The 26,760-nt window shown below is 47.7% G+C and carries 24 protein-coding genes; 22 read left to right on the top strand and 2 right to left on the bottom strand.

What is annotated here, in order from left to right; translation table 11 throughout:
• Positions 1-30: 30 nt before the first annotated feature.
• Positions 31-2,235 (bottom strand): hypothetical protein, encoded by a 2,205-nt coding sequence (locus PHP87_RS02225; RefSeq protein WP_299917941.1) that lies wholly within the window; start codon positions 2,233-2,235, stop codon positions 31-33.
• A gap of 301 nt (positions 2,236-2,536) precedes the next feature.
• Here PHP87_RS02225 and speD point away from each other — a divergent pair, with 301 nt between their 5' ends.
• Positions 2,537-2,917, top strand: coding sequence for an adenosylmethionine decarboxylase (gene speD / locus PHP87_RS02220; protein ID WP_299917939.1), 381 nt, complete (start codon positions 2,537-2,539; stop codon positions 2,915-2,917).
• A 243-nt stretch (positions 2,918-3,160) separates the two neighbouring features.
• On the opposite strand, the gene PHP87_RS02215 is transcribed toward speD, so the two are convergent.
• The gene (locus PHP87_RS02215; protein WP_299917937.1) at positions 3,161-4,369 is read right to left on the bottom strand and encodes a thiolase family protein; all 1,209 of its coding nucleotides are present in this window, start codon (positions 4,367-4,369) and stop codon (positions 3,161-3,163) included.
• A gap of 948 nt (positions 4,370-5,317) precedes the next feature.
• Here PHP87_RS02215 and PHP87_RS02210 point away from each other — a divergent pair.
• From PHP87_RS02210 to coaD, 21 genes are all read left to right on the top strand, one after another.
• Positions 5,318-6,079: a polyprenyl synthetase family protein gene (locus tag PHP87_RS02210; protein ID WP_299917935.1), complete on the top strand. Its 762-nt coding sequence runs from the start codon at positions 5,318-5,320 to the stop codon at positions 6,077-6,079.
• A gap of 93 nt (positions 6,080-6,172) precedes the next feature.
• Positions 6,173-7,621: a menaquinone biosynthesis decarboxylase gene (locus PHP87_RS02205; RefSeq protein ID WP_299917934.1), complete on the top strand. Its 1,449-nt coding sequence runs from the start codon at positions 6,173-6,175 to the stop codon at positions 7,619-7,621.
• Positions 7,614-8,462 carry a UbiA-like polyprenyltransferase gene (locus PHP87_RS02200; RefSeq protein WP_299917932.1) on the top strand — a complete coding sequence of 283 codons (849 nt, stop codon included), beginning with the start codon at positions 7,614-7,616 and terminating at the stop codon, positions 8,460-8,462. The genes PHP87_RS02205 and PHP87_RS02200 overlap by 8 nt, the downstream gene beginning before the upstream one ends.
• 254 nt (positions 8,463-8,716) lie before the next feature.
• Positions 8,717-9,313 (top strand): UbiX family flavin prenyltransferase, encoded by a 597-nt coding sequence (locus PHP87_RS02195; RefSeq protein ID WP_299917931.1) that lies wholly within the window; start codon positions 8,717-8,719, stop codon positions 9,311-9,313.
• 260 nt (positions 9,314-9,573) lie between these two features.
• Entirely contained in the window at positions 9,574-10,542 is a 969-nt protein-coding gene (locus tag PHP87_RS02190) for a polyprenyl synthetase family protein (RefSeq protein WP_299917929.1), read from the top strand.
• A gap of 17 nt (positions 10,543-10,559) precedes the next feature.
• Complete coding sequence (gene tatC, locus PHP87_RS02185) at positions 10,560-11,351, top strand: twin-arginine translocase subunit TatC (protein WP_299917927.1); 792 nt, start codon at positions 10,560-10,562, stop codon at positions 11,349-11,351.
• Between the two features lie 239 nt (positions 11,352-11,590).
• Entirely contained in the window at positions 11,591-11,782 is a 192-nt protein-coding gene (gene tatA, locus PHP87_RS02180) for a twin-arginine translocase TatA/TatE family subunit (RefSeq protein WP_299917925.1), read from the top strand.
• Positions 11,783-11,814: 32 nt separating this feature from the next.
• Complete coding sequence (locus PHP87_RS02175) at positions 11,815-12,459, top strand: bifunctional precorrin-2 dehydrogenase/sirohydrochlorin ferrochelatase (protein ID WP_299917923.1); 645 nt, start codon at positions 11,815-11,817, stop codon at positions 12,457-12,459.
• The gene (gene hemA / locus PHP87_RS02170; RefSeq protein ID WP_299917921.1) at positions 12,435-13,751 is read left to right on the top strand and encodes a glutamyl-tRNA reductase; all 1,317 of its coding nucleotides are present in this window, start codon (positions 12,435-12,437) and stop codon (positions 13,749-13,751) included. Before PHP87_RS02175 ends, hemA begins: the two co-directional genes overlap by 25 nt.
• Positions 13,720-14,640 carry a hydroxymethylbilane synthase gene (gene hemC, locus PHP87_RS02165; protein ID WP_299917918.1) on the top strand — a complete coding sequence of 307 codons (921 nt, stop codon included), beginning with the start codon at positions 13,720-13,722 and terminating at the stop codon, positions 14,638-14,640. Before hemA ends, hemC begins: the two co-directional genes overlap by 32 nt.
• 156 nt (positions 14,641-14,796) lie before the next feature.
• Positions 14,797-16,314: a uroporphyrinogen-III C-methyltransferase gene (gene cobA / locus PHP87_RS02160; RefSeq protein ID WP_299917916.1), complete on the top strand. Its 1,518-nt coding sequence runs from the start codon at positions 14,797-14,799 to the stop codon at positions 16,312-16,314.
• Positions 16,315-16,360: 46 nt separating this feature from the next.
• Positions 16,361-17,341, top strand: a complete 981-nt coding sequence (gene hemB / locus PHP87_RS02155; protein ID WP_299917914.1) for a porphobilinogen synthase — start codon at positions 16,361-16,363, stop codon at positions 17,339-17,341.
• A gap of 76 nt (positions 17,342-17,417) precedes the next feature.
• Complete coding sequence (gene nirJ2 / locus PHP87_RS02150) at positions 17,418-18,434, top strand: putative heme d1 biosynthesis radical SAM protein NirJ2 (protein ID WP_299917912.1); 1,017 nt, start codon at positions 17,418-17,420, stop codon at positions 18,432-18,434.
• On the top strand, positions 18,418-18,897 hold the full coding sequence (locus tag PHP87_RS02145; protein WP_299917910.1) for an AsnC family transcriptional regulator: 480 nt from the start codon (positions 18,418-18,420) through the stop codon (positions 18,895-18,897). Before nirJ2 ends, PHP87_RS02145 begins: the two co-directional genes overlap by 17 nt.
• On the top strand, positions 18,887-19,357 hold the full coding sequence (locus PHP87_RS02140; RefSeq protein WP_299917908.1) for an AsnC family transcriptional regulator: 471 nt from the start codon (positions 18,887-18,889) through the stop codon (positions 19,355-19,357). The genes PHP87_RS02145 and PHP87_RS02140 overlap by 11 nt, the downstream gene beginning before the upstream one ends.
• A 91-nt stretch (positions 19,358-19,448) precedes the next feature.
• On the top strand, positions 19,449-20,735 hold the full coding sequence (gene hemL / locus PHP87_RS02135) for a glutamate-1-semialdehyde 2,1-aminomutase (RefSeq protein WP_299917907.1): 1,287 nt from the start codon (positions 19,449-19,451) through the stop codon (positions 20,733-20,735).
• An 80-nt stretch (positions 20,736-20,815) separates the two neighbouring features.
• A complete protein-coding gene (locus tag PHP87_RS02130; RefSeq protein ID WP_299917905.1) occupies positions 20,816-21,595 on the top strand; it encodes a protein-glutamate O-methyltransferase CheR in 780 nt (259 codons plus the stop codon).
• Positions 21,596-21,854: 259 nt separating this feature from the next.
• The gene (locus PHP87_RS02125) at positions 21,855-22,607 is read left to right on the top strand and encodes an electron transfer flavoprotein subunit beta/FixA family protein (protein ID WP_299917903.1); all 753 of its coding nucleotides are present in this window, start codon (positions 21,855-21,857) and stop codon (positions 22,605-22,607) included.
• A gap of 39 nt (positions 22,608-22,646) precedes the next feature.
• On the top strand, positions 22,647-23,600 hold the full coding sequence (locus PHP87_RS02120) for an electron transfer flavoprotein subunit alpha/FixB family protein (protein ID WP_299917902.1): 954 nt from the start codon (positions 22,647-22,649) through the stop codon (positions 23,598-23,600).
• Between the two features lie 101 nt (positions 23,601-23,701).
• Positions 23,702-25,846, top strand: a complete 2,145-nt coding sequence (locus PHP87_RS02115; RefSeq protein ID WP_299917900.1) for a heterodisulfide reductase-related iron-sulfur binding cluster — start codon at positions 23,702-23,704, stop codon at positions 25,844-25,846.
• A 441-nt stretch (positions 25,847-26,287) separates the two neighbouring features.
• The coding region (gene coaD, locus PHP87_RS02110; protein ID WP_299917989.1) for a pantetheine-phosphate adenylyltransferase at positions 26,288-26,760 on the top strand (473 nt) is incomplete at its 3' end.

The raw sequence follows: 26,760 nt of genomic DNA, 5'->3' as shown, positions 1-26,760 counted from the left end.
TAGCACATAGGGACAGTTCTTTTGTGCTTCTTATGTGTCGTGTTCAGCCAGCAGTATTCCCAGATAGGATAAGAGATAGAAGAGGATAAAAGCCGCAGCGATTACTCCGGTATCATTCACTATGAAAACAGTGGCAGCAGCAATAAGGAGAGTATTGATAATCTGTGCCACTTCCGGCCGTTCTTGCTTCAAGCCCTTTATAGCCTCCTTTTGCCAGATAAAGCCCAGGACTATTATATCCAGCAGCAATACTATGCTCCATCCCGAGTGGTAGACGGTGCTGCCCAGTATGCTCAGCTTGGTACGGATTATGGAAAGAAAGACGCTGGGGTCATTGCTAATTAAAAGTATAATAGTTTTTCCGGCATGGGATGGACTGGGATTAAGCCAGCCATCCAGGAAAGCCATTATTAATACCCCCAGGACAGCTAACGCACCTATAGCCAGCAGCTGTTTGAGCTGCAGCCGATGTTCCAGCATATACATCGTAAATACTCCAGTGGTGACCAGAGCGGTGATAAGCCCGCCCACATTGGCTCCGTAACTGGGATGGCCTATGGTGAAAGATACCAACAACAAAGAGGGGAGCGCGATCAGCATTTTGCCGCTGGGGCTCAGTCTCAATTTGGCCAGCAACAGGCTGAGCGCAACTACTGAAGATGCGATCAATATTCCCATGTAATCGTTGCCTATGCCGTAGAACCTCCCTCCCGCTATAGCATCAGAACCCAGAGGAGACAAGAGCATCAGCGGAGAACCCCGGAGGCCGTCCACCAAGGTCAATAAAGCGACTACCGCTGTAAGTATGAGAAGGGCATCAGCCGGAACCCGGGAAACGAACTTAATGAAAAGGGCCAGGACCATCGAGGCCAGCAGTGCAATAATAATACTCCAGCCTATCGAAGAATATGCTGAAAAGCTTAAAAACATAAAGATTACAGGTATACTAAGGCTGGTGTAAAGCAGAAAGACACCAAAAGGCTTCCATTTAGTCCTTCTGTTGCAGGCCAGGCAAGCCACAATCATAATGCTGAGCAAAGCCAGGGCAATAAAGCTGTAGTGAAGGGGAGACCTGCTGGCCCTCAAGCGTACGAAAAAGCCCAGATCCCGCTCCAATTTCTCCAGGCTGTTATCCTTTGTGGGAATAGTTTTTATGCTGCTGCTCTGGTAGGGGCTATCGGGGTTAAAAAAAGCCAGGATGCTCGGCAAAAAGTCGGAACTATTTACCAGACCACTGCGGCGGGTAGTAGCCGAACTCAAGAGCCCTGCTCCATTTCCGGGCTGGTGCATAATAAATGGCGTTAGACCAAAATTCCCCGCCAGTACCATGTCTTTGTGGGGATTGGGAACCAGAATGACCAGCACGGTATTTTGCATGTCTATCCTGGGCAGTAGCCGCCCCAATAGTTCATCATTCCGTTCCAGAGCATTTTTGCGGTGTTGCGCCAGTACCTCATCAGCACAGTTTTCGCGACTTTTTTCCACCCGACTGCTATCGCCCAAATCCACAAATATTATGTCGGCTTTTTTCAAAGAGCTATCAAATTTATCAAGTAAAATCTGGTGCTGGCTGCGGACTCCGGCCAGGCTCAGTTTATCTCTCTCTAGCAGGCTGGTACTGACATCCCCTTCATTTACCTGCCCGGCTTCATTCATGGCCAGGAGCACGATATTACGATCCACCGAATTTATAGTATCTGAATTGCCCAGAGCGGCGGTTTTAAGGCCCCAGTCTTCGGCTAAAGCCCCCAACTGCCCCGGGGAGAAAGAAGGATTATGCTTACCGGCATATTTTGTAAGGGGTTCTATATATAGATTAACCAGGCCTTCCGGAGGAGGGGGGGTTCCCGTAAAGAGCTGATAAAGCTTGCCTGCCCGGGGAGGAGAATCCTTATACATATAAATATTGGGCAGTTCAACTACCTCTTCATGACTATTAAAGGAAAATTCGGCACCGGGGATGCTGCCTACCCGGGCTCCGCCAGCCAGGGAAAGGTATGAACTGGAGGGTAACCTGCTTTTCGTTCTAATATTGATTAGAGCGGTACCGCTGCGGGCCACCAGCCGTTCCAGGTTGGGGATATCGGCCTGGCAAAGATCGGCAGCATCAATGTAGTCCATTACCAGAATTATGGCCTTCTTTTCCGGCTTTTCAGCAGCCAGAGCAAGATCATTAGCATCAGGGCAAAAAAATGCTAACAGAAATATAAGCAGTAGAACAACGCGAAATTTCATATCTCATCCTCCTAATCGCTAGCTTATGAAATTCTATATAAAGCTATTTATTCCTCCCCAGCAAAAGCAAACATATAATAACGGAAGACGGAAGACGGAAGACGGAAGACGGAAGGGGGAAGGTGGAAGACGGAAGAACACATTCTTGTCTAAGCCAGGATTTACCGGGTTTCAAGCAGCTAAAAAAAACTGCTCTTGATTTATTGACATGGAGCAGAAATATGCTAAAATTCTACATGTACGTTTGATATAGGAGGGAGGTTTGGGATTTATAAATAAAAACTGAAGGGAGGAGACATTATTGCAGTCTTTGGGGCGTCACGTATTGGCCGAAATATACGGATGTCGTTTTGAAGCGTTAAATGATATCAAGAAAGTAGAGGATATCATGGTCAACGCTGCTTTGGAGGCTGGCGCTGAAATAAGAGAAGTCGTATTTCACAAGTTTAGCCCACAGGGAGTGAGTGGAGTAGTTGTAATTTCGGAATCTCACCTGGCGATTCACACCTGGCCCGAACTAGGATATGCAGCACTAGATGTATTTACCTGTGGAGATAGAGTTAACCCCTGGGATGCCTGCAACTATGTAGCGGAAATGTTTGGTGCCGGTGACATGAAGGCATCGGAAGTAAAACGGGGGTTGATGGAGCAGCCGGAGGAACGCCTGGTGGCAAATATGTAGGAGGGATACTATTTTAGTAGACCGAAGTAAATTAAAAAAGACTTGGGTTTATAATTAGCAGGCCTTGCTGAAAAAATAAAGCAGGGCCTGGTTTTATTTTCTGACTCCCGCTCTTCCGCTCCGCGAGACAAGCCGGGAACACAAGGGGACTGTCCCCTTGTGTTCCAAGCGAAAATAAAAGGGCAGCGGCGATGCCGCTGCCCCGTAGTTGCAATAATTACGGAATAAATAAGGAAACTATACTTATATATCTCTGGTCCAGAGAGAAGCCATAGCGGAGCCGCCGCCAACACAAAGGGAAGCACCGCCCTTGGTGAGGCCCAGTCTCTCCAGCTCATAGTACATGCTGACAATTATGCGCAGACCAGTAGCTCCAACGGGATGGCCTAGTCCGATTCCGGAACCATTGTGGTTGGTCTTGCTGAAGTCCAGATCAATGCCGGCTTCTTCTTTGAGCATACGCACTACGCCCAGAACCTGAGCAGCAAAGGCTTCGTTTACTTCCCAGTAATCTACATCTTCATATTTCCAGCCCGCTTGTTTCAGAACCTTGGGCATGGCTACAGCCGGACCCAGTCCCATAACCTTGGCATCGACACCTTCGCTGCAGATGCCAGCCAGTTTCATCAGGGGTTTCAGTCCCAGCTCTTCGCATTTCTTTTTGGACATAAATACTGCAGCAGCTGCGCAGTCATTGATACCGGAAGCATTGGCCGCAGTTACCACTCCGCCTTTTTTGAAAGCCGCAGGCAGCTTGGCCATGGTTTCCAGGCTGGCTCCTCTAATGGGATGCTCGTCCTTGGAAATAACCTTCTCGCCTTTCCTGCTCTTTATTACTACTGGTACGATTTCCCGATCGAATATACCTTCGTCAACAGCTTTTACAGCATTCTGGTGGCTGGTCAGAGCCAGGGCATCGCATTCTTCCCGAGTGATGCCGTATTTTTCGGCAATATTTTCCGCAGTCATTCCCATGTGTCCTCCAGCCAGCTGACATACCAGACCATCAGACAGCATGGCATCCTGGACTTTGCCATCGCCCATTCTGTAACCAGAGCGGGCCTGTTGCAGCAGGTAAGGGATATTGGACATGCTTTCCACTGCGGTTACCAGGGATATATCGGTTTTGCCCAGCATAATGTTCTGGCAGGCAATTTCCGTGGCGCGCATACCAGAAGCACAGTTCTGGCTTACCATACAGGAGCCGCTTCTAACCGGCAGTCCCACTTTCATACCAATAATACGGGGCGGAAGGGAGCCATTGCCGGCATGCAGGCAAGTGGCGCCTACGATTTCATCGATAATCCCAGGATCGACGCCAGCTCTTTCAATTGCTGCATTAGCGGCGGTTATTGCCAGGTCATTAGCCCTTACGCTTGCCAGGCCACCCAAATATCTTCCGATTGCAGTTCTAGCCATACCAACTACTACTACTTCATTAATTTCTGCCATTGTTTGTATTCCCCCTTAAATTTTTTCTTTCTTTAAACAACGCATTTTATTTTCGGTCTGACCATGACAAGAACCGGAGCATTTTCTATTTATATCGCTGATTTCTGTCAATTTTTTTATCTAAATCAGAACCGAATTACCCTTTACTAGAAGTCCAGCTCACCTCCTCTTCATAAAAAACTAAGTAAAAAAGCGGTTAATTAGTGTAGTTAGAAAGATTAAAAAACTACATAAAGGTTCTATAAATGTCTTTCTGCGAAAAAGGCAAAATACCTGCTAATAAAAAATAAAATTTTCATTCCTATGTGAAATACTTGATGTCATTGCAAAAAGTAATAAATATGCATTAGTATGCATAAATATACTGCTCAGCTACCTCAGTAGCGACAACCGAAGGGTGGAGCACTAGACGTACCCGCAGGGTGCACCCATAATAGCGACCGCAGGGTATGTAGGGAACGACCCCCGTGTCGTTCCGAATCAGGCGCAACAACCTTAATAGCGAATGCAAGGCATTGTAAGGGCGGTCTTCGAGCGCCCGCTTTCACCTTCGCCAACGCTCGTTTTGTATATTCATGTAACCCTTATGCAACAAAAAGGGTTTTTTGCAGTGGAGTCAATACTTTAATCATATTTTGATAGTTTAGCCATATGAGCTAGCAGGAGAAAAATAAATATGAATCGCAAATGTATCTTTTACCAGGGGCATCAAAATACCCTTTCGTCAAAAAATATAACGAGGTGAAATATATCCCCCGCTTCTTTAAAGCGGTCGGCTTTCTATTACAAAAGCGGGTTCTGATTCCCCGCCTCGTTGCAGCTGTGTGTCGAAACTGCTTCGCAGTTTCTTCCGATGGTTAAAAAACAAAAAATTTCAGGGCAAGAAGTCCTTCAATCCTGTATAATGTACTAAGTAAAGGCAGGCATGCCTCTATTGAGGAGGACAGAATGGGAACGAAATATAGTTTTGCCAGGGAACTAAGAACTGAACTAATAGATGTAGACAAGGTTTTTAAACAGAATCTTTTACCCTGGTGGGATGATATTTATTCTTATATTAAGCTATTGGATGATGACCTTACCTGGAATCAACTTCCTCCCCTGGTTTATATAGTATATCAGTATTTGGGCTTGGATAGAAGTATTTCTATTTCCATGACTAATATATTTAAAACCCTTTATCTCGCCAACAGCATTCATGGCCGGGTAACAGATGATGAAGAAGGTCAAAAATATGACCGGGAGCTGCAGTTTTCCATTCTGATTGGTGATTATATGTTTGGGCGCATGCTCAAGCTTCTAGTTGAGGCCGGGGCGGACAAACTGGTAGGTCATTTTGCCGGTATGATGGCGGAAATCAATGAAGGTCGGGTAATGGAGTGGAAACTACAGGCCGATCATAAAGATGTTTTGCTGAAAACTCGGGGTTCCCTCTATGCTACGGCTTTCGAGACGGCGGCACAGTTGTCAGGAATGAGCGGAATGCTCTTGCAGAATTGCCGGCAATTGGGTTTGAACCTGGGGATGTCGATAGAATTGATGAGTTGTGATATAGCACGCGAGGAAGTACTGGTTTATATACATGAAGCTGAAAGGAACTTTAAAATAATTAATCAGCAGCACCAGCGAAGAGCAAATAGTAGTATGGAATCCGCCATTAATGAAATACACTTACTTCTATGTAACATAGATAATGTTGCAGTGGTATAGATGAGTCAAGGGGGATGGTTCTTTTGACTCACTCGCAGGGTGACCTTCCCCGTGTCAACCTGCGAGTGAGTCAAATTTTTGTGGAGGTGTGAAATGGCCTATAAAGATCTGCAGGAATTTATTCAGGTACTGGAAAGGGAAGGGGAACTTAAACGGATTACGGTTGAAGTTGACCCGGAGCTGGAGATTACAGAAATTACTGATAGGGTAAGCAAAATGTACGGACCTGCTCTATTGTTTGAAAAAGTTAAGGGTTCGAAAATGCCCGTTCTTATCAATGCCTTTGGCAGTGAAAAGAGAATGGCCATGAGTCTGCAGGTAGATAGATTGGATGATCTGGCCACGGAAATTATGAGCCTCTTGGAAATTGCCGACACGGTTCCCCAGTCACTGCTGGACAAGGTCAAGGTTTTGCCTAAACTGGCGCATTTATCCTCCTTTTTGCCTCGCATGGTAAAAAATGGAGCATGCCAGGAAGTGGTAGACTTAAACCCCTCCCTGGATAAAATTCCCGTACTCAAGTGTTGGCCCGAGGATGCCGGTCGCTTTATCACCTTACCCCAGGTTTACACCAAAGACCCGGAAAGCGGAAAACGCAATGTAGGCATGTACCGCTTGCAGGTTTATGACGGGCAGAGCACGGGAATGCACTGGCACACCCATCATGACGGAGCCGAAAACTACCGGAAGAATTGTCAAAGAGGGCTGGTCACCGAAGTAGCGGTAGCCCTGGGTGGCGACCCCGCCATTACCTATGCGGGGACCGCTCCCCTGCCCAAGGATATAGATGAACTTATTTTTGCCGGATTTATCCGCAAGAAACCGGTAGAGCTGGTGAAATGCAAGACCGTGGAATTGGAAGTGCCGGCTGATGCTGAAATAGTAATTGAAGGTTATGTTGACCCTTATGAGCGCCGGATAGAAGGACCTTTCGGTGACCACACCGGCTATTATTCCCTGGCTGATGACTACCCGGTTTTTCATGTCAAATGCATCACCCACAAAAAGAACGCCATTTACCCGGCAACCATTGTAGGCAAGCCACCACAGGAAGACTGCTACATGGCTCTGGCCACCGAGCGTATCTTCCTGCCCCTTTTGAAGCTGCAGCTGCCCGAAGTCGTGGATATGCACCTCCCCATGGAGGGGGTCTTCCACAACTGTGTGCTCATTGCCATCAAAAAGTCCTTTCCCGGGCACGCACGGAAAATAATGAGCTCCTTGTGGGGGATGGGTCAAATGATGTTTGCCAAGTTCATAATCGTGGTAGATGAAGATGTAAATGTGCAGAATGTTTCCGAGGTAATGTGGAAAGTTTTCAATAATGTTGATCCCAGAAGAGATACCATGATAGTCGAAGGGCCTTTGGATGTGCTGGATCACTCGGCTCCGCTCCCGCTGATAGGTTCCAAAATGGGTATTGATGCCACCAAGAAGTGGCTAAGCGAAGGGCATAGTCGCGAATGGCCACGGGATATCATAATGAGCCCCGAGATAAAAGAAATGGTAAGCAGAAGATGGAGTGAATACGGCTTTGAATAAGATCCGCGAGTTTCTTAATATGGTGGACTTTGGCCACAGCCTCTTTGCCTTACCTTTTGCCTACCTGGGAGCATTTCTGGCGGCGCAGGGCATGCCCACCTGGCCACAGCTGGCTTGGATTACCATAGCCATGGTAAGTGCCCGCACTGCTGCCCTTTGTCTAAATCGTCTTATAGACCGTCATATTGACCGGGCCAACCCGCGTACTTCCGAATGGACCCTGGCCGCAGGGCGTTTGCCGCTTTCCCTGGTCTGGTTTTTGGTATTTTTTTGCTTTGCCCTGCTCTTTTATTCGGCCTCTCGTTTGAATCCCCTTTGTTTGAAACTATCACCACTGGCAGTTCTGGCCTTGTGGTTGTACTCCTATACCAAGCGCTTTACCTGGTGGTGCCATTTACTGTTAGGAATGGCTATAGGCTTGGGACCTGTCGGCGCTTGGATAGCCATAAGCGGCAGCCTGGACTGGCAGCCCATAGTTCTGGGGATGGCCGTAGCCTGCTGGATTGCAGGATTTGACAGCATGTATGCCTGCCAGGATATTGAATTTGACCAGGCTCATGGCCTGTTCTCCATTCCGGCCCGCTTCGGCATCAAGGGAGCTTTGCTCTTTTCCGCGATATTTCACATTTTTACGTTTCTTCTTCTATTATTAAACGGAGTAATTCTCAATCTTGCTTGCTTCTATTATGCTGGGGTAGTCTTCGTTGGGATTATTTTAATTTATGAACATTGGATTGTAAAAGCGGACGACTTGAGCCGGGTCAATTTTGCTTCCTTCAAGATAAATCATTATGTAGGCTTGATTGTATTTATTATGGCCTTGCTGGATATTTTTCTTTAGATGAGGCTAATCTAAAGACGGAAGACGGAACGGAGGGCGGAAGACGGAAGGCGGACCTGCCACAGGGACGGTTCTTCTGGCTGGAAAAAACCTCCGCTATTAAGGTTGTTGCGCCTGATTCGGAACGACACGGGGGTCGTTCCCTACATACCCTGCGGTCGCTTTAAGGACGCTGGAGCGGTATATTTATACAAGCCAATGAATATTAATAAATTTTTGCAGTAGAATCAATTATGATTTTGGGAGAGGATTTTGTGCCGAAATATATTGTAGCTTTGACCGGAGCCAGTGGTATGATTTATGCTATACGCCTGCTCGAAGAGCTGCTGAAAAAAGATGCTGAAATTCATTTAATTGCCAGCGATGCCGCCCGTATCGTCATTGAGCAGGAACTCGCTTGGGATTGCCAGGGTTCCCTGGCTGCCGCCATGCAGCAATATCTTCCACCAGGAATGATTTACTATTACGACAATACGGACATTGCCGCCCCTCCGGCCAGTGGATCCTTTATCTGCGACAGTATGGTGGTGATACCCTGTACTATGGCCAGTATTTCCGCCATTGCTCAGGGCAGTTCCCGGAGTCTTTTGGAAAGGGCTGCCGATGTCATGTTGAAGGAAAGAAGGCCGCTACTGTTGGTGCCACGGGAAACCCCCCTTAATTCCATACATCTGAGAAACATGTTGACCTTGTCGGAAATGGGGGTTAGCATTATCCCAGCGATGCCGGCCTTTTATCATCAACCGCAGACGATTGAAGACATGGTATCATTCATGGTAGGGAAGGTATTGGATGCCATGCATATCCCCCATGATTTGTTTCAGCGCTATGGTGGGAAAGCCGAAAGATGAGATATATCAGAAGGTCCGTCCCCATGATATTCTGTCCCCATAATATATTTTATGATGTCTCTGCAAAAAGTTCCGAATCAGGCGCAACAACTAGCGACCGCCCGCTTTCACCTTCACCAACGCTCGTTTTGTATATTCATGCAACCCTTATGCAACAAAAAGGGTTTTTGCAGTGGAGTCACTTTTTTATTAAATAAAGTTGGAAATTTGAAGCTTAAATTATATAATAAAAACGATTGTGCTAAAAAAGAGGAAATGATATGGCAAGTTTCAATTTTTTTAACCCTATAAAGACAGAGATGGAACTGGTTGAGGCGGAGCTAAGCAGAAAGCTGGATAGCCGCATTGATTTGCTCAATGAATCTTCAATACACTTAATTAAAGCTGGTGGCAAGAGACTACGCCCCGCTTTCGCCCTGCTGGCTGCTCATATTTACCTGGATGAATTAGCGGAAGTTATTCCCCTGGCGGTAGCTCTGGAACTCATACACATGGCCAGTCTGGTGCATGACGATGTTATCGACAATTCCCAAACCCGAAGAGGGACAGAAACCGTGAAAAGCGGTTGGGGCAACCGGGTTTCCATATATGCCGGGGATTTTGTCTTTGCCCGGGCTTTATCCTTAATCGCTGCTTATGAGCGCAGCGATGTAGTGGATGTACTGGCCGAAGCCAGTATGAAGATATGTGAAGGCGAAATAATTCAGATGTTGAGCTGTTATAATGTCAATCTGGGACTTAAGAATTACCTGCGAAGAATTGAAAGGAAGACCGCTCTGTTAATTTCCGTAAGTTGCCAGCTTGGAGCCATGATAGCCCATGCCCCGGAGCCGGAAGTCAGGGCTTTGAGGAATTATGGTTATTATCTGGGAATGGCCTTTCAGGTTACTGATGATATCCTGGATATCATCGCCGATGAACAGATTCTGGGCAAACCAACGGGAAGCGATATCAAGCAGGGGGTAATTACCCTGCCCGTCCTTTATGCTCTTAGACATAGTTTCCAGCGGGAAGAACTGGCTCAGTTGCTGGCTTCGCCTGAGGCCTGTCGGAGTGAAACCGAAAAGATCATTGATATTATAGTTGATACCGATGGCATAGACTATTCTTATTATATAACCCGGCATTTTGCGCGCAAAGCCCAAAAACAGCTGGCTTTCCTGCCCGAGTTGCCGGTGAAAAAGAATCTCTATAATATCGCTGATTTTATTCTCGCCCGTGAATTTTAGGAAATAGAGGGGAAATTGTGGCGTTATTAAAGGATTTAAGCCCCGAGGAAAAGCAATCCATAATAGAGCATCTGGAAGAGCTGCGCAAGTCCTTGATAATCAGCATCATAGCCATTATAGCGACGGCAGTATTTTGTTTTGCCTATAACGAAGAGATACTGGCCGTAATCATTTCCCCCTTGACCGGTCTGGGCGAAGGCCTGGTAGTAATCGGTGTAACCGAAGCTTTTTTTATAAAGCTTAAACTGGCCTTTTATGCAGGCTTTGCCCTGGCCTTCCCGGTGGTAGTATGGGCTATCTGGCGTTTTTTCAAACCCGCCCTCTATCCAGAAGAGAGAAAATATGTTTATGTACTGCTTCCAGTGAGCGTTATTCTCTTTTCCACCGGTATTCTTTTTTCATACTTTGGCATACTTCCCCTGGTTCTAAAGTTCTTTATTTATATGCAAGGACCTAGCCTGGAAAACATGTTTACAGTTGAGCGCTATGTTTCATTTGTAACCGCATTTACCATTCCCTTCGGCCTGGTTTTTGAGCTACCGGTCGTTGTCTTTTTTCTAGCCAAGTTTGGGATCATCAAGGCCGAAAACTTGAGTAAAAATAGAAAATACGCTCTTTTGATCATAGTAGTAATTGCCGCTGCCCTTACCCCGGGACCGGATCCCATATCCCAGATGCTGATGGCCGGACCCGTATACATCTTATATGAAGTGAGTATAATCGTGGCCAAAATGGCCAAACCCAGGAAAAAGCCCGAAGCGGAGGAAGAGACCGAAGCGGAGGAGACGGAAGAGCCCCAAAAGTCATAAATTGAGGAAAAGTCCAAAAAGCCCGAAGAGGAGGAAGAAGGCGAGGAGCAGGCTATAGTGGTTGAAAGCTGGATATGGCGTCGTTATGGGATTTTGTTCTGCTTTACAAAGGAAATGCTTTTTGTCATAATAACACTAAGCATGGAGAAGGGACAGGCATTCTTCCACCCGTAAAGATATACAATTTCTCCAGAAAAGATAGCGGAAAAAGATAGCAAGAGGCAAAGGAGGGAGCCATTTTGTTTGGGTTAATTGGAAATTTTGGACCCTGGGAACTGCTTTTGATATTGGTAATAGTCCTGATAGTTGTGGGGCCGGGGAAATTGCCTCAAGTGGGCAAATCACTGGGAAGTGCCCTGCAGAACTTCAGAAAAGCCAAGGAAGAGGATTTTGAAGAACTGGAAGAGAAAAAGGATAATAAAGGGGTCTGATTTCAGACCTCTTTTTAATAAGATAACAGGGGTTGAAGGTCATACTATTTCCCATCTACCTGGATTTGGAGGCTAAAACCTGCTTGATTGTCGGCGGAGGGCAGGTGGCGGAAAGGAAAATTGAAAATTTACTGGATTACGGTATGGATATACGAGTAGTAAGCCCGCAAGCCCGTGAAGGAATACAGCAGTGGGCCGAGGAGGGTATTATCCAGTGGCAAGCCCGGGACTTTAGCGAAAGTGACCTGCCCGGAGTTTTTATGGCTTTTGTAGCTACGGATAATAGCAATGTGAATCAGGCCATTGTAGAGGCCTGTCGTAAAGCGGGAGTACTGGTTAATGCGGTTGATGACCCCCCTAATTGCGACTTTTATGTACCATCCATTGTCCGGCGCGGTTCACTGGTATTGGCTATTTCTACCGAAGGGAAGAGCCCCTTCTTTGCCCGAAGATTGCGGGAAGAACTAGAAAATACCATTAGCCCCGCGTATGGGGAATTTGTCGAAATTATGGGAGAAATCAGGGAAGAGATAAAAGAAAAGGTTCCTGATATTACTCTGCGTAAGAAGATATTTAAGAGCCTGGTCTATTCTGAAGTACTGGATTTACTCAAGGCCGGCGAAAAAGATAAGGCAAGGGAGAGAATTGAAGCATGTATGTCCTCCTGGCTGGATTAAATCACCGGACAGCTCCGGTAGAGGTACGGGAGAGGTTTTCCATCTGCGGAGCGGAGCTGAAACGGGCTTATCAGGAATTAAAGAGCCATGCAGATTTGGAAGCCTCAGTTATCCTGAGTACCTGCAACCGTACGGAAGTATATGCTACCGCGAAGGATATTGAAAAAGGCTTTCAAGCTTTGGAAGCCTTTCTGAGCAACTTTGCTTGTATGGATAAGGAACAGCTTAGAAACTTCCTGTACCAGCCCAATTGTTATGATGCCATCATGCATCTTTTTCGGGTAGCTTCCGGTTTGGACTCCATGATTATGGGCGAACCCCAGATACTGGGTCAGGTTAAAGAGGCCCATCAAAACGCTATGGAAGCCGGAGTTTCCGATGGAGTGCTTAATGCCCTGTTTCAGAGGGCTATATATGTGGGTAAAAAGGTGCGCACCGATACCGACATTGACCGGCATCCCTTTTCCGTAAGCCATGCCGCGGTGGAACTGGTCCGTCAGATACTGGGTGATTTAGATAATAAAAGCGTTCTGGTAACCGGTGCTGGGGAAATGAGCGAAACCACCATCCGCTATTTAATGTCCAACGGATTGAATTCGGTTATAATTTCCAACCGTTCCTATGATAAAGCCGTGAAGATGGCGGAGAGTTTTAACGGCCGGGCGGTGTATTTCGACCAACTGCCGACCGAATTGAGCCAGGCGGATATAGTAATAAGCTGCACGGCGGCCAGCCACTATGTATTGAGAGAGGATAATTGCCGCCAGATCCTGGAGTCTCGCCAGGGCCGAAAGATAATAATGATAGATATTGCGGTTCCGCGGGACATCGACCCCGCTCTAAAAGATATTCCCGGAGTATTTCTCTATGATATTGACCAGTTGGAAAATGTAGTGGATGCCGGCTATGAGGAAAGGCAGAGCGTGGTTTTAGAAGCGGAGCAAATAATCCTTGATGAGTTGGAAAAATTCAATGAATGGCTGGGCAGTCTTTATGTGGTTCCAGTAATTAAAGCCCTGAAGAAACAGGGGGAAATTATTAAAGAAAATGAGATAAAAAGAGCCTGTAACCGCTTGGGAGAACTATCGGAACAGGAAGAGAAGGTAATAGCCTCCATGGCCAATTCCATAGTTAATCAACTTCTGCATTTCCCCGTGGTTAATCTCAGAGAGCTGGCCGCCAGTCAGCAGGGGCATCTTTATGCCGAAGTAGCGAAAAAGCTCTTTGCCCTACAAATAGACAACAAGGAGTATGAAAAATATGAAAAATTTGAGATTGGGAACCAGGGGTAGCCGACTGGCTCTGTGGCAGGCTCAGCATGTGGCCTTCCGCCTGGAAAGCTTGGCACCTGATCTCAAGGTGGAAATAAAGACCATCAAAACTATCGGCGATAAGATCCTCGATGTAGCGCTTTCTAAAATAGGAGATAAGGGGCTTTTTACTAAAGAAATCGAAAAAGAACTGCTGGCCGGAAAAATAGACATCGCCGTCCACAGCATGAAAGATTTGCCCTCAGACTTGCCGCCCGGTTTATGTATAGCAGCGGTGCTGGAAAGGGAAGACCCCCGGGATGTTTTACTCTCACACAAGAACTACAGCCTGGCGGAGTTGCCTGAAGGCGCTGTAATAGGAACCTCCAGCCTGCGCCGCATTGCCCAGCTCAAAGTCTGGCGAAGCGATTTGCAGCTGGTGGATATGCGGGGTAATGTGGAAACCCGCATCAGAAAGATGAAGGAGCAGGATTTAGATGGAATCATTCTGGCCTGTGCCGGCGTAAAAAGACTGGGACTGGAAGGGATGATAAGTGATTACCTCCCGGCAGACCTGGTCCTACCAGCTGTCGGGCAGGGAATGATAGCAGTAGAAGCCCGGGCAGATGACCCGGTGATACTGGAAGCCTTGAGCAGAATAAACCACCAGGATTCCTACCTCGCCGGCCAGGCAGAAAGAGCCTTTTTGCACGAGCTGGGAGGAGGTTGCCAGGTACCGGTGGCCTCCATGGCCGATTTGCGGGGAGGACAGCTCCATATCCAGGGACTTATCGCCTCCCTGGATGGAAAAGAAAAATATAGCGGCACCTGCGCTTGTTCACCGCCGGAGGCTGAAAAAACCGGACGCGAGCTCGCTCGCAGCCTCCTGCAGCAGGGCGGAGCCGCCATCCTCTGCGAAACGAGGGGATGATGGGGTTCTTCTTGACGCAGATTTGCGCAGGTGTTGCCCATGCGTAGCGCCCTGTCGGGCACAACCGATGCTCCCTGCGGTCGCTATTAAGGACGCTGGATCGGTATATTTATACAACCGCATGATAAGCAAGTTCCCGATGGGAGATGATTATATATGGAGAAAAAAGGACTGGTTTACCTTATCGGGGCTGGACCCGGAGACCCGGGCTTGTTCACCCTGAAAGGCCAACGAGTGCTGGAGAAAGCCGAAGTAGTAGTCTATGACCGGCTAGTGGGAGACGAAATCCTATCCATGGCCGATCCGGCTGCAGAATTTATTTATGTAGGCAAAGCCTCATCCCGGCACGCCTTGTCCCAGGACGAAATAAATGCCTTGCTGGCTGAAAAGGCCGCCGCAGGTAAAATAGTAGCCCGTTTAAAAGGAGGCGACCCTTTCCTTTTTGGCCGGGGCGGGGAAGAAGCCCTGTATCTGAAGGAGCGAGGCTATAGATTCGAAGTGATTCCCGGGATTACCTCTGCTATCGCTGTACCAGCCTATGCCGGAATACCCGTAACCCACCGGGACGCCACTTCCAGCCTGGCCATAATTACCGGGCATGAGAAGCCCGGCAAGAAGGAAAGCTCCATCCACTGGCGGGAACTGGCAAACGGTATCGGCACCCTGGTATTTCTTATGGGTATTGAAAACCTGGGCTTTATTTGTCATAATTTAATAACCAATGGCCGGGACACCAACACTCCCGTAGCTTTGATAAGATGGGGAACCCTTCCCCAGCAGCAAGTGCTAAGCGGCACCCTGGAAAATATCGTGGAAAGGGTGAAAGAAAGCGGCTTTCAACCTCCTGCCGTCATCGTGGTAGGGGATGTAGTAAAACTGCGGGAAGAGTTGAACTGGCTGGAGAACCAGCCCCTCTGGGGAAAAAGAGTAGTCATAACCCGAGCCCGCGCTCAGGCCAGTCAGTTGGTGGAAAGAATCAGAGACTTGGGCGGGCAGGCTATAGAATTTCCTTCCATTAAAATAGAAAAAGAGAAGAACCTGGCGGCATTGCACAATGCCTTTCAGAATATAGGCCAGTATGATTGGATAATATTTACTAGCATCAATGCGGTGGATATATTTTTTGCCGAAAGCCGACAGGCCGGACTGGATATCCGGGATCTAAAAGGCATAAAACTCGGCGCCATCGGCCCCGCCACCCGCGACAAACTGTTGGACCGGGGATTGCGCGTGGATATTGTACCGGAAGATTACCGCGCCGAAGGAATTCTTAAGGAACTAAGCGCGAGGATTAAGCCCGGGCAGTGGATTCTCCTCCCCCGTGCCCGGGGAGCCAGGAGTATTCTGCCCGATACCCTGCGCCAGTGGGGAGCCTATGTTAACGAGGTATACTTGTACCAGGCCATTGCCGCCAGCCAGGTTAGTAAAGCCACACTTAAGAATATCGTGGCGGGAAATATGGATTACCTGACATTTACAAGTTCCTCCACCGTGAGCAATTTTGTTAAAATAATAGGGGCGGAAAACATCCCCGGACTAAAAGGAAAGGTCAAGGTGGCTTGCATCGGCCCGGTCACCGCCGACACTGCCAGAGAAAATGGTTTTAGTGTTGATATCCTGGCTCAGGAGTACACAATTAGTGGATTGCTGGAAGCCATACTGGAAGACCTTTAAGTCTTGAGGTTAGGAAAGCTAAAATAGATAAGGAGGGGCGGTAGAAATGGGATTTCCGACCAAGCGGATGAGAAGACTGCGCAGCAGCGAAACCATGCGCCGTATGGTGCGCGAAACCACTTTGCGCAGCAGTGATTTGATTTATCCACTTTTTGTGATTTACGGCCAGGATAAAAAAATAGCGGTTAGTTCCATGCCCGGAGTTTTTCAGTTTTCCGCAGATCGATTGTCTGAGGAGATACTGGAGATTGATTCCTTGAATATTCCAGCCGTGCTCCTCTTTGGCCTGCCCGAACATAAAGATAGTGTAGGCAGCTCCGCCTACCAGGATAACGGAGTGGTACAGGAAGCAACCCGGCTGATAAAGAAACTTTGTCCGGAAATGTTGGTTATCACCGATGTATGCCTCTGCGAGTATACCGACCACGGCCATTGCGGGCTCATAGACCAAAAGGGCGTAGTGGATAATGACGCCACCCTGGATTTACTGGCTAAGGAAGCCCTGTCTCACGCTCGTGCTGGTTGTGATATCATAGCACCCTCTGATATGATGGATGGAAGAATCGGATATATCAGAAAAGAACTTGATGATAATGGCTATAAGCATATCCCCATTATGTCCTATGCCGCCAAATATGCCTCCAGTTTTTACGGACCCTTTCGGGATGCGGCTGATTCCGCACCCCAGTTCGGGGACCGCAAAAGTTACCAGATGGACGGAGCGAATATCCGGGAAGCCCTGCGCGAAGTAGCTCTTGACATCGAAGAAGGAGCCGACATAGTGATGGTAAAACCCGCTTTACCTTATTTGGATGTAATCAAAGCCGTCAAAGAAGAATTTGCCTACCCCACGGCGGCCTATAATGTCAGCGGGGAATATGCCATGATAAAGGCTGCAGCCGCTTGCGGCTGGCTGGATGAGGAGCGCGTAATGATGGAAGCCCTCACCTCCATAAAACGCGCCGGAGCCGACCTGATAATAACTTATTTCGCCAAAGACGCCGCCCGGGTTTTGCTTGAGGTGTAAGGAAAATATTGATTCCATTGCTTAAATATATTACATCCTGAACAATATTGATTATTCTCCCGGAGGAGGGTTTAATATGTTGGTATCCTGGAACACCACCAACCAATGTAATATGTTTTGTGACCACTGTTACCGGGATGCAGGGGCCAGGCTCGATGACGAGCTTAGCACTGAACAAGCCAAAAAACTTATTGAGGAAATAAAACAAGCCGGTTTCCGCATAATGATTTTTAGCGGCGGAGAACCCTTGATGCGCCCGGACATCTTTGAGTTGGGGCAATATGCCACTCGGCATGGCTTAAGGGTAGTTATGGGAACCAATGGCACCCTTATAAGCCCGGAAGTAGCCCAAAAACTTAAAACAGCTGGATTCATGGCCGCCGGGGTCAGCCTGGATAGCCTCGATCCCGCCAAAAACAATGCCTTTCGCAAGCTGGACAACGCTTTCCAGCTAACCTGTGAAGGGATGCAAAATCTGAAATCTGCCGGTCTGCCTTTTCAAGTTCATACCACCGTAATGGACTGGAATGTTGACGAACTGGAAGCCATCTGCGACTTTGCCGTGGAAATAGGAGCCATGGCCTACCATGTCTTTTTCCTGGTACCCACCGGAAGAGGGGCCGATATAGAGAAAGAAGCCCTGAGAGTGGTCGAATACGAAAAAACCATTATGCGTTTGATGGAAAAACAGAAGAAAATCTCCATAGAGCTGAAGCCTACCTGCGCTCCCCAGTTTATACGCATAGGGGAAAAGAAGGGGCTTTCCTTACGCTTTTCCCGGGGTTGCCTGGCGGGAATCAGCTATTGCATAATCAGTCCCCGAGGAGATGTGCAGCCCTGCGCCTATCTGGATATACCCCTGGGCAATGTGAAAGAAAAAGCCTTTGACCGTATCTGGTCGGAGAGTCCCATCCTGCAGGAGCTCAAAACCATGGACTATAAGGGCAAATGCGGTATCTGCGATTATAAAGAGAAGTGTGGCGGCTGCCGCGCCCGCGCCTATTACTACAGCGGCGGAGATTACATGGCTGAAGATAATTGGTGTCTTTACCAGCCCCCGGAGGCTAGAAAAAGAGATGAAAGAGATGAATGAATTAAGCAGGACTGATCGGGAAATATTAAATGTATTACAGGCAGATTTTCCCTTGACTTCCCAGCCCTACCGGGATATAGCCGAGAAAATGAATCTAGATGAAGAAGAAGTCATAGCCCGGATTCGGGTAATGAAAAATAGCGGCTTGATTCGGCGAATCGGGGGAATAATGGATGCCAGAAGCCTGGGTTTCTATTCCACCCTTTGTGCCTGTAAGGTACCGGAGGAACGGATTGATGCGGTCGCGGGGATAATCAACCGGCAAAAAGGAGTCACCCATAATTATATTCGCGACCACGAATTTAATCTCTGGTTTACCCTGACTGCCCCCACGAAAGATGAAGCCATGCAGATACTGCAATCGCTGCAAAGTGATGCCGGAATAGAAGTAATAAGTATGCCGGCCAAGCAGGTATATAAGATAAAAGTTTCCTTTGAAATGAGTGACCCAGATGCCCTATGATAGTACTGACAGAGAAATAATGCGCTTCTTGCAGGGGGACATCCCTCTGGAATCGCGTCCCTACCAGAGTCTGGCGGAGAAAATAGAGCTAAGTGAGGAAGAAATTCTTCTTCGCTTGAAAAAGCTCCGGGAAAAAGGATTGCTAAGAAGGATGGGAGCTGTCCTGCGCCATCGCCAGGCCGGGTTTGCTGTAAATGCCATGGTCGCATGGAAGCTCGAGAATGAAGAGGAAGCTGATCAGGCCGGGAAGATAATGGCCGGCTATAAAGAAATCAGCCATTGCTATATCCGGGAAGTTCCGCCTGACTTTGATTACAGCGTTTTCTCCATGATTCATGTAAAGAATGAAGAACACCTGGCGGAAATCATCGAGGAAATTTCTTTGCAAACAGGGATAAGAAAATACATTATAATAAGAAGCAGCAGAGAATTAAAAAAAGAAAGCATGCAGTATTTTTGAGCATATGGCAGCAGGCAAAAGAACCGTCCCCATGCCTGTTTATGGCAGCAGGCAAAAGAACCGTCCCCATGCCTGTTTAGAAGGGAGTAGCATGAGAACAGAGCGGTCGATAGAACTTTTTGCCCGTGCCCGGGAATATATACCCGGGGGCGTAAACAGTCCGGTCAGAGCCTTTAAGGCGGTGGGGTCCAATCCTCTTTTTATCAAAGAGGGGCAGGGCTCCAAGATTTATGATGTGGATGGCAATGAGTATATTGATTATGTTTGCTCCTGGGGACCACTGATTTTAGGACACAGCCATCCCCAGGTGGTACAGGCTATATGTGAGGCTGCCGGGAAGGGCAGCAGTTTCGGTGCCCCCTGTGAGCAGGAAATCGAGCTGGCCCAAATGATTTGTGAGGCCATACCCGCGGTGGAAAAAGTACGTATGGTGAATTCCGGAACCGAGGCCACCATGAGCGCGGTGCGCCTGGCCCGGGCTTTTACCGGCAGGAACCATATCGTGAAATTTGAGGGCTGTTATCATGGACATGCCGACCATTTTCTGATACAGGCCGGCTCAGGATTATTGACCGCAGGCGTGCCTACCAGTCCTGGGGTGCCTGAAGCCTTTGCCCGACATACCCTGGTAGCACGCTATAATGACCTGGATTCAGTGCAAAAGCTTTTTGAGCAAGCCCCGGCGGACATAGCCGCCGTAATAGTGGAACCAGTAGCTGGTAATATGGGTTTGGTACTGCCCGAGCCCGGTTTTCTGGAAGGCTTGCGCCAGATTACGAAAGAATATGGCTCTTTATTGATTTTTGACGAAGTAATCAGCGGTTTCCGCTTCTGTTTTGGCGGTTACCAGAATATAGTGAATATTGAGCCCGACTTGACTACGCTGGGCAAGATAATTGGCGGGGGATTACCGGTGGGAGCTTATGGGGGCAAAAAGGAGATCATGGATAGGATTGCCCCGGAAGGTGATGTTTACCAGGCAGGAACCCTTTCCGGCAACCCCCTGGCCATGGCTGCGGGAACCGCCAGTCTAAGGATTTTGCGGGAGGGAAAATTCTACGAAGTCCTGGAAAGTACCGCTGCCAGCCTTTGCGAGCAGTTGGAACAGGTTCTGGAGGGACACGATGGGATCTTAAGCATGAACCGGATGAAATCCCTTTTTTCCATTTTCTTTACCGGGGAAAAAGTCCGGGATTATCCTACGGTCTTGCAATCCGACAGCGGCAAATATGCCCGCTTTCACCAGCAGTTATTGCAGGGAGGAGTGTATTTCCCCCCATCCCAGTTTGAAGTTTGTTTTATTTCGTCTGCTCATGACGGGCAGGATGTTGAGAAGACGCTCAAGACCGTGGATAAGGCCTTGCAGCAATTGCAATAAAGGGGAAAGCCGAAGATTCTGGGTGTCTCCGACCGGCGGATCAAGCAGTGCAAGTATCATACGGGGGGAGGGGGAGCCCGGTGGAAAATATCCTGGACTGGGATTGGTTTATCAAGAAGTTTGAAGTTCTTAGCAAGATAGATTTAAAGGCTTACAAGCGGCCGCAGATGGAGAGGCGCATTAATAGTTTCATGCGCTCGGTAAGTGTGTCCGACTACAAGAGCTTTGTGGATTTATTAAATAATGACAAGATAGTTTACCGTCGCTTCCTGGATCATATTACCATTAATGTTTCCGAGTTCTTTCGCAATGCCAATCACTGGGAAGTGCTGGAAAAGGAAATAATCCCCATGTTGCTTAAGGAACGCAACAGCCTGAAAGTGTGGAGTGCAGGCTGTTCCACCGGCGAAGAACCCTATTCTCTGGCTATTTTGTTCCAGGAAAATGGTTATCCTCTCTCCGGTAGCATATTGGCCACCGACCTGGACGATGAAGTGCTGGAGAAGGCGGGTGCGGGGCTTTACTCCAACAAAGCGGTACAAGGTCTTTCACCGGAACAACTAAAAAAATATTTTGAAAGTCAGGGCAGTTATTACCGGGCCAAAGATGAGCTCAAAAAGATAATAAGGTTTCAGAAACATGACCTCTTGAAGGATCCTTTTCCTCGGGACTATGACCTGATTCTCTGCCGCAATGTAGTAATTTATTTCACGGAACCAAGTAAATTCAGGCTATATGAAAGATTTGCGACCGCTCTTAGAATTGGCGGAGTAATATTTATCGGTAGTACCGAGCAAATATTTCAGGCCCGAGAGCTAAACTTCAAATCAATAGCTACTTTTTTTTACCAGAAATATTAATCTTTTTCTATAGAAGAAAAAACTTTGTCTATCCAATTCAAAAAGCAGGAAATACGATATAAATGGCGAAAGGTTAATGTTGATTGTATTTTAAGTCAAGGCCGTGTTCAGCACCGGGGCTTTGGCGGTAAAATTGCCGTAGGCAAGAACATATAATATCCGTTCATGGGGGTGGTAAACTACAACTGCAGTATGTAAAAGCCAGATTTATGGTTCTGGAAAAGACCCTGAAAACAATTAGTGAAAAGGAGGAATGAACTTGAAGGTTCTAGTGTGTGTTAAGCAGACATTTGACACAGAAGCCAAGATTGAATTGAAGGATGGCAAAATAGCCGATGCTGGTATCAACCTGATCATTAATCCCTATGACGAAGTAGCAGTCGAAGGTGCTATCCAGTTGAAAGAAAAGGGTGTAGCCAAGGAAATAGTGGTTGTTGCCGCTGGCTCCGACAAAGCTATGGATGCTATTCGTACCGCCCTGGCTATGGGTGCTGACAGGGGAGTATTGGTACAACAGGATACTGCTGCTGATGAGTTTGCCAGAGCCGTTGCCCTGGCCGATGCTATCAAAGCGGAGAACCCGGACATTGTTCTCGCCGGCCATGTTGCGGCCGATGATGGTTCATCCCAGGTTCCCACCCGCGTAGCCGAGATTTTGGGCTTCCCCCACATTAATGTTATTACCAGCATCGAAGTTGCTGGAGGCAAAGCCACATGCAGCAGTGAAGCTGATGGTGGAACTCAGGTAACTGAAGTAAGCCTTCCGGCGGTAATCTCCAGCCAGGTTAGCTGGAATGAGCCCCGTTATCCGTCCATGAAGGGTATTATGGCGGCCAAGAAGAAACCGGTTGCCACCGTAGCTGCTGCTGCTGCTGACAACAAGGTAAAAATTGTTGAGTTCAGCATGCCCCCGGCCAAGGCTGCTGGTATCAAGATTGAAGACGAGCCTGAAGTATGCGCCACCAAGCTGGCAGAGTGGATGAAGAATACGGTTAAGGTTGAATTGAAATAGCTTGAAAAAACCTTATTTAAAATAAAAGGAGGGTAATTGATGGCAGGGACATGGATATTTGTAGAACAAAGAGACGGTAATATCCGTAAGGTAACTTATGAGATGCTCTCAGAAGCCAAGAAATTTGGCGATGAAGTAGCTGCTGTTGTTTTTGGAAAGGGCGTTGAAGCCCTGGCTCCCGAATTTGCCAAGTATGGTGCGGACAAGGTTTATGTTGTTGAGGATGATGTTTTCGCCAACTACAACACCGGTGCTTATGTAGCGCAGATGGTAGCCATGATCAATGAGTTTAAGCCCAATGCAGTGTTGTTTGCTCATACCTTCAATGGTAGAGATTTTGGTTCCAGACTGGCCCAGAAGCTCCAGTTGGGTCTGGCCACCGATGCCATTGCAGTAGAATTGAGCGCAGGCAAGGGTCTATTCACCAGAGCTATCTATGCTGGTAAAGCCCTGGCCAAGGTTGAAGTTGCTGGCGAGCCCGTTCTGGGCACCATTCGCCCTGGCGTATGTGAAGTTGGAGATGTCTCTGGCGCCGGCGCAGTGGTAAAACCCGCTGTAGCCGCTACTGCTGCTGATGTTTACCAGACAGTAAAGAGCTTTGTTCCCACTGTTTCAGCCAGACCGGAGCTTACTGAGGCTGATGTAGTTGTATCCGGTGGCCGTGGTTGCAAAGGCCCCGATGGAATCAAGCTGGTCGAGCAGTTGGCTGACCTTCTGGGTGCTGCCGTAGGCGGATCCCGTGCATCCATTGACTCTGGTTGGCTGGGACACGAACTGCAGGTAGGACAGACCGGAAAAGTAGTTAACCCCAATCTTTATGTGGCAGCTGGAATTTCCGGAGCTATTCAGCACCTGGCAGGAATGTCTTCCTCCAAGTTTATTGCGGCTATTAATACCGATACCGAAGCTCCGATATTCAATGTATCTGACTTTGGCGTGGTTGCCGACTTATTCAAGGTTATCCCGACTCTGGTAAGTGAATTAAAGAAATAGTTTTTTTTATAACCGGGGGATGGTATTTACTGGATATACGTTTAACGTATATCCAGTAATAACCTTGTTTTTTGCTTGCTTATTAAGGAGGGAATTGGATAATGATTTTTGGATTTCACCCATTAGAAGGTGGTTACGATGTCCCGATGCGTGTCGTTGGGGCCAACATTCCCTACGAATGGCTTATTTATCTTATAATGCTCATCCCCGTTAGTGTATTTCTCTTCGGCTTTTGGAAGAAACTAGAAGTTTGGCTGCTGGCCAAAGGCGAGATTCACCGGAATGACAAAATTGCACAGCGCATCTGGTCTTGGTTTGTTTTCTCCTTTGCCCAGGCCCGGGTAATAAGAAAACCGCTGGCGGGTTGGATGCATGCTTTCCTGTTTTGGGGATTCCTGGTTCTATTCCTGGCTGCGGGCATAGATGCCATGCATAACATGATAAAATGGCCCCATCTGGAAGGCAATATTTATATTGGATTTTCCTGGGTAGTTGATGTTCTCGGCTTTTTAGCTCTAATCGGCGTTGTAGTATTGGCTTTCGTCAGGTACACCCAAAAGCCGGAACGTTTGAACGATACCAAATCATCTGATGGCTGGATTATTCTTCTAATCTTTGCCATTTTGCTGACCGGCTACTTTATTGAAGGTCTTAGAATAGCTGCTCAGATCAAGCTGTCCACTACTATGCAGCAGATTGCCTATGAGAAAATGGCATCACCTTTTGGTTGGATGTTTGCCAGTTTCTTCGGCAGCATGAGCGTGGATGCGATGTTGATGTGGCACCGGTTACTGTGGTGGTTCCACATGGCCATCGCTTTCCTATTTATTGCTCTGGTACCCTTTACCAAGCTCTGGCATATCTTTGCCAGCATGCTGAACTATGCTTTCCGCGATCTGGAGCCTTCCGCCAACCGGATGGTATATAATATTGAAGAAGCGGAAACCTTTGGTGTGGAGAATATCGAAGAATTTGGCTGGAAAGACCTGCTGGATCTGGATTCCTGTATCCGCTGCGGCAGATGTCAGGAAAACTGCCCGGCCTATAATACCGGTAAACATTTGAATCCCAAAATTACTCTGATTCAAAACATGAAAGCGCATCTTGATGCTAAAGCCCCTTACCTTATAGCAGCCAAGGCCAGTGGAGCGGAAGTGGAAGAAATGGCTATGACTGAAGAGGCTGCCGCTGAAGAGGTTAATCCCATGGAACAGAGCCTGCTCTACGATGTAGTGGGCAGCGAAGCTATTTGGGATTGCACCAACTGCCGGGCTTGCATGGAGCACTGCCCCATGTTCATCGAGCACATTCCGAAGATTGTAGAAATGCGCCGCAACCTGGTTATGTGGCAGGGTGACATGCCTGGTGAAGCCCAGATGGCCTTTACCAACATGGAACGTAACTACAATCCCTGGGGTGTTGGCTGGGCCGGTCGTGCCGGTTGGCTGGATGAAAGAGGCGTCAGAGAAATGGTTAATCTCTTGCCCGAAGACGGTAAAGAGTTCGAGTACCTGCTCTATGCAGGATGCGCCGTATCCTTTGACGATCGTTATAAGAGAGTGGGAGAAGCCCTGGTAAGATTATTGAATAAAGCGGGAGTAAGCTTCGGTTACCTGGGAACAGAAGAGTTTTGCTGCGGCGACTCCGCCCGGCGTCTGGGCAATGAATACCTTTACCAGACCCTGGTAAGTCAGAACCTGGAGTCCTTCAATAAATACGGGGTTAAGAAAATAATCGTAGTATGCCCGCATGGATATACTGCATTGAAGAATGAATACCCGCAGATGGGTGGCAATTACGAAGTATATCACTACACTGAAATCCTGGCCAAGCTGGTAGCTGAAGGCAAACTGAAAGCCAGCAAGCCGCTGGGAGTCAAGATGACCTATCATGATTCCTGTTTCCTGGGACGGCACAATGGGGTCTATGATCAACCGCGAAATGTCCTCAAGGCTGCAGGCGGACAGGTTATCGAAATTGAAAAGGCCAAGGAATTCGGCTTCTGCTGTGGCGCTGGCGGAGGACGCATGTGGCTGGAAGAAGAAGCCGTAGAAAAAGATGGTATTCAGTACAAGCGCATTAATGACACCAGAACCGACCAATTGCTGGTGCCGAATCCAGAAATGATTGTCACCAACTGCCCGTTCTGTCTGACCATGATTGCTGACGGTGTAAAAGCGGCCGAAGCCGAAGAAAACACCAAGGTATTTGATGTGGCTGAAGTACTTTGGAAGGCCATGGAGTAAAGAAGATAAGCCGTAAGACTTAAGTCAAAAAGGCAAAAAAGCAAGACCCCGGAAGGGGTCTTGCTTTTTTGCGTACTACCCTCATCCCCAGAGGAAACAACCACCAATGAAAAGAGGTATCTGCAGCAGAGTCCTTATTAAAATATTTCTATAAATCTTGATTATTAAGCCGACAATCATGATAAAATACAAAATAACAAAGAAATAGACAACTGCAGATGGAGGCAAGGTTGTTAGCGGGAAATGGTGATTTTGATGACTGCGAAAGATCGGCATAGCGGAGATGCCGTTGTCTTTACAGTTATTCATCAATTTGCACTAATATAATTGTCCCGTGGACTGCGGTTAGATCTGACAAGAGGACTGTTCTTATGTTACTACCCGGAAAGCTAACAAAAGGACCGTCCTTATGTCAGGTTTTTAATGGAAGGGGCGATTAAACTGAAACTGGCTGTTTATCCGGGGAGCTTTGACCCGGTAACCAATGGACATATTGATATTCTTGAAAAATCGAGCAAGATATTTGATGAGATTATCGTAGCGGTAATACATAATGTCACCAAAAAAGCCCTTTTCTCCCTGGACGAACGGGTAAAGCTTATTGAAGAAAGCACCCGGCACCTGAACAATGTCCGGGTAGATGCTTTCAGCGGACTCTTGGCCAATTACCTGGAAGACAAGCAGGCCTGTGCTATTATACGAGGTTTACGAACGGTGATAGACTTTGAATATGAGATGCATATGGCCATGATGAACAAGAAGCTGATACCGGATATTGACACCATGTTTTTTATGTCGGACAGTCAGTACACCTTTATCAGCTCCAGTGCGGTAAAAGAAGCCGCCCTGCTGGGAGGAGATGTAGGTTCATTGGTTCCCTCTGTGGTAAAAGCCGGGCTGGAAGAGAAGATGCT

Source organism: Syntrophomonas sp. (assembly GCF_028707975.1).
Classification (GTDB): domain Bacteria; phylum Bacillota; class Syntrophomonadia; order Syntrophomonadales; family Syntrophomonadaceae; genus Syntrophomonas.
The sequence above is the reverse complement of the archived record's forward strand: the minus strand, read 5'-3'. Positions and strand labels throughout refer to the sequence as shown.

What these genes read in the sequence shown, in the direction of transcription:
- PHP87_RS02225 (WP_299917941.1), bottom strand. Translation starts at nt 2,235, where the DNA reads ATGAAATTTCGCGTTGTTCTACTGCTTATATTTCTGTTAGCATTTTTT.
- PHP87_RS02215 (WP_299917937.1), bottom strand. Translation starts at nt 4,369, where the DNA reads ATGGCAGAAATTAATGAAGTAGTAGTAGTTGGTATGGCTAGAACTGCA.
- PHP87_RS02210 (WP_299917935.1), top strand. Translation starts at nt 5,318, where the DNA reads ATGGGAACGAAATATAGTTTTGCCAGGGAACTAAGAACTGAACTAATA.
- PHP87_RS02205 (WP_299917934.1), top strand. Translation starts at nt 6,173, where the DNA reads ATGGCCTATAAAGATCTGCAGGAATTTATTCAGGTACTGGAAAGGGAA.
- PHP87_RS02190 (WP_299917929.1), top strand. Translation starts at nt 9,574, where the DNA reads ATGGCAAGTTTCAATTTTTTTAACCCTATAAAGACAGAGATGGAACTG.
- hemA (WP_299917921.1), top strand. Translation starts at nt 12,435, where the DNA reads ATGTATGTCCTCCTGGCTGGATTAAATCACCGGACAGCTCCGGTAGAG.
- hemC (WP_299917918.1), top strand. Translation starts at nt 13,720, where the DNA reads ATGAAAAATTTGAGATTGGGAACCAGGGGTAGCCGACTGGCTCTGTGG.
- cobA (WP_299917916.1), top strand. Translation starts at nt 14,797, where the DNA reads ATGGAGAAAAAAGGACTGGTTTACCTTATCGGGGCTGGACCCGGAGAC.
- hemB (WP_299917914.1), top strand. Translation starts at nt 16,361, where the DNA reads ATGGGATTTCCGACCAAGCGGATGAGAAGACTGCGCAGCAGCGAAACC.
- nirJ2 (WP_299917912.1), top strand. Translation starts at nt 17,418, where the DNA reads ATGTTGGTATCCTGGAACACCACCAACCAATGTAATATGTTTTGTGAC.
- PHP87_RS02145 (WP_299917910.1), top strand. Translation starts at nt 18,418, where the DNA reads ATGAAAGAGATGAATGAATTAAGCAGGACTGATCGGGAAATATTAAAT.
- PHP87_RS02140 (WP_299917908.1), top strand. Translation starts at nt 18,887, where the DNA reads ATGCCCTATGATAGTACTGACAGAGAAATAATGCGCTTCTTGCAGGGG.
- hemL (WP_299917907.1), top strand. Translation starts at nt 19,449, where the DNA reads ATGAGAACAGAGCGGTCGATAGAACTTTTTGCCCGTGCCCGGGAATAT.
- PHP87_RS02120 (WP_299917902.1), top strand. Translation starts at nt 22,647, where the DNA reads ATGGCAGGGACATGGATATTTGTAGAACAAAGAGACGGTAATATCCGT.
- PHP87_RS02115 (WP_299917900.1), top strand. Translation starts at nt 23,702, where the DNA reads ATGATTTTTGGATTTCACCCATTAGAAGGTGGTTACGATGTCCCGATG.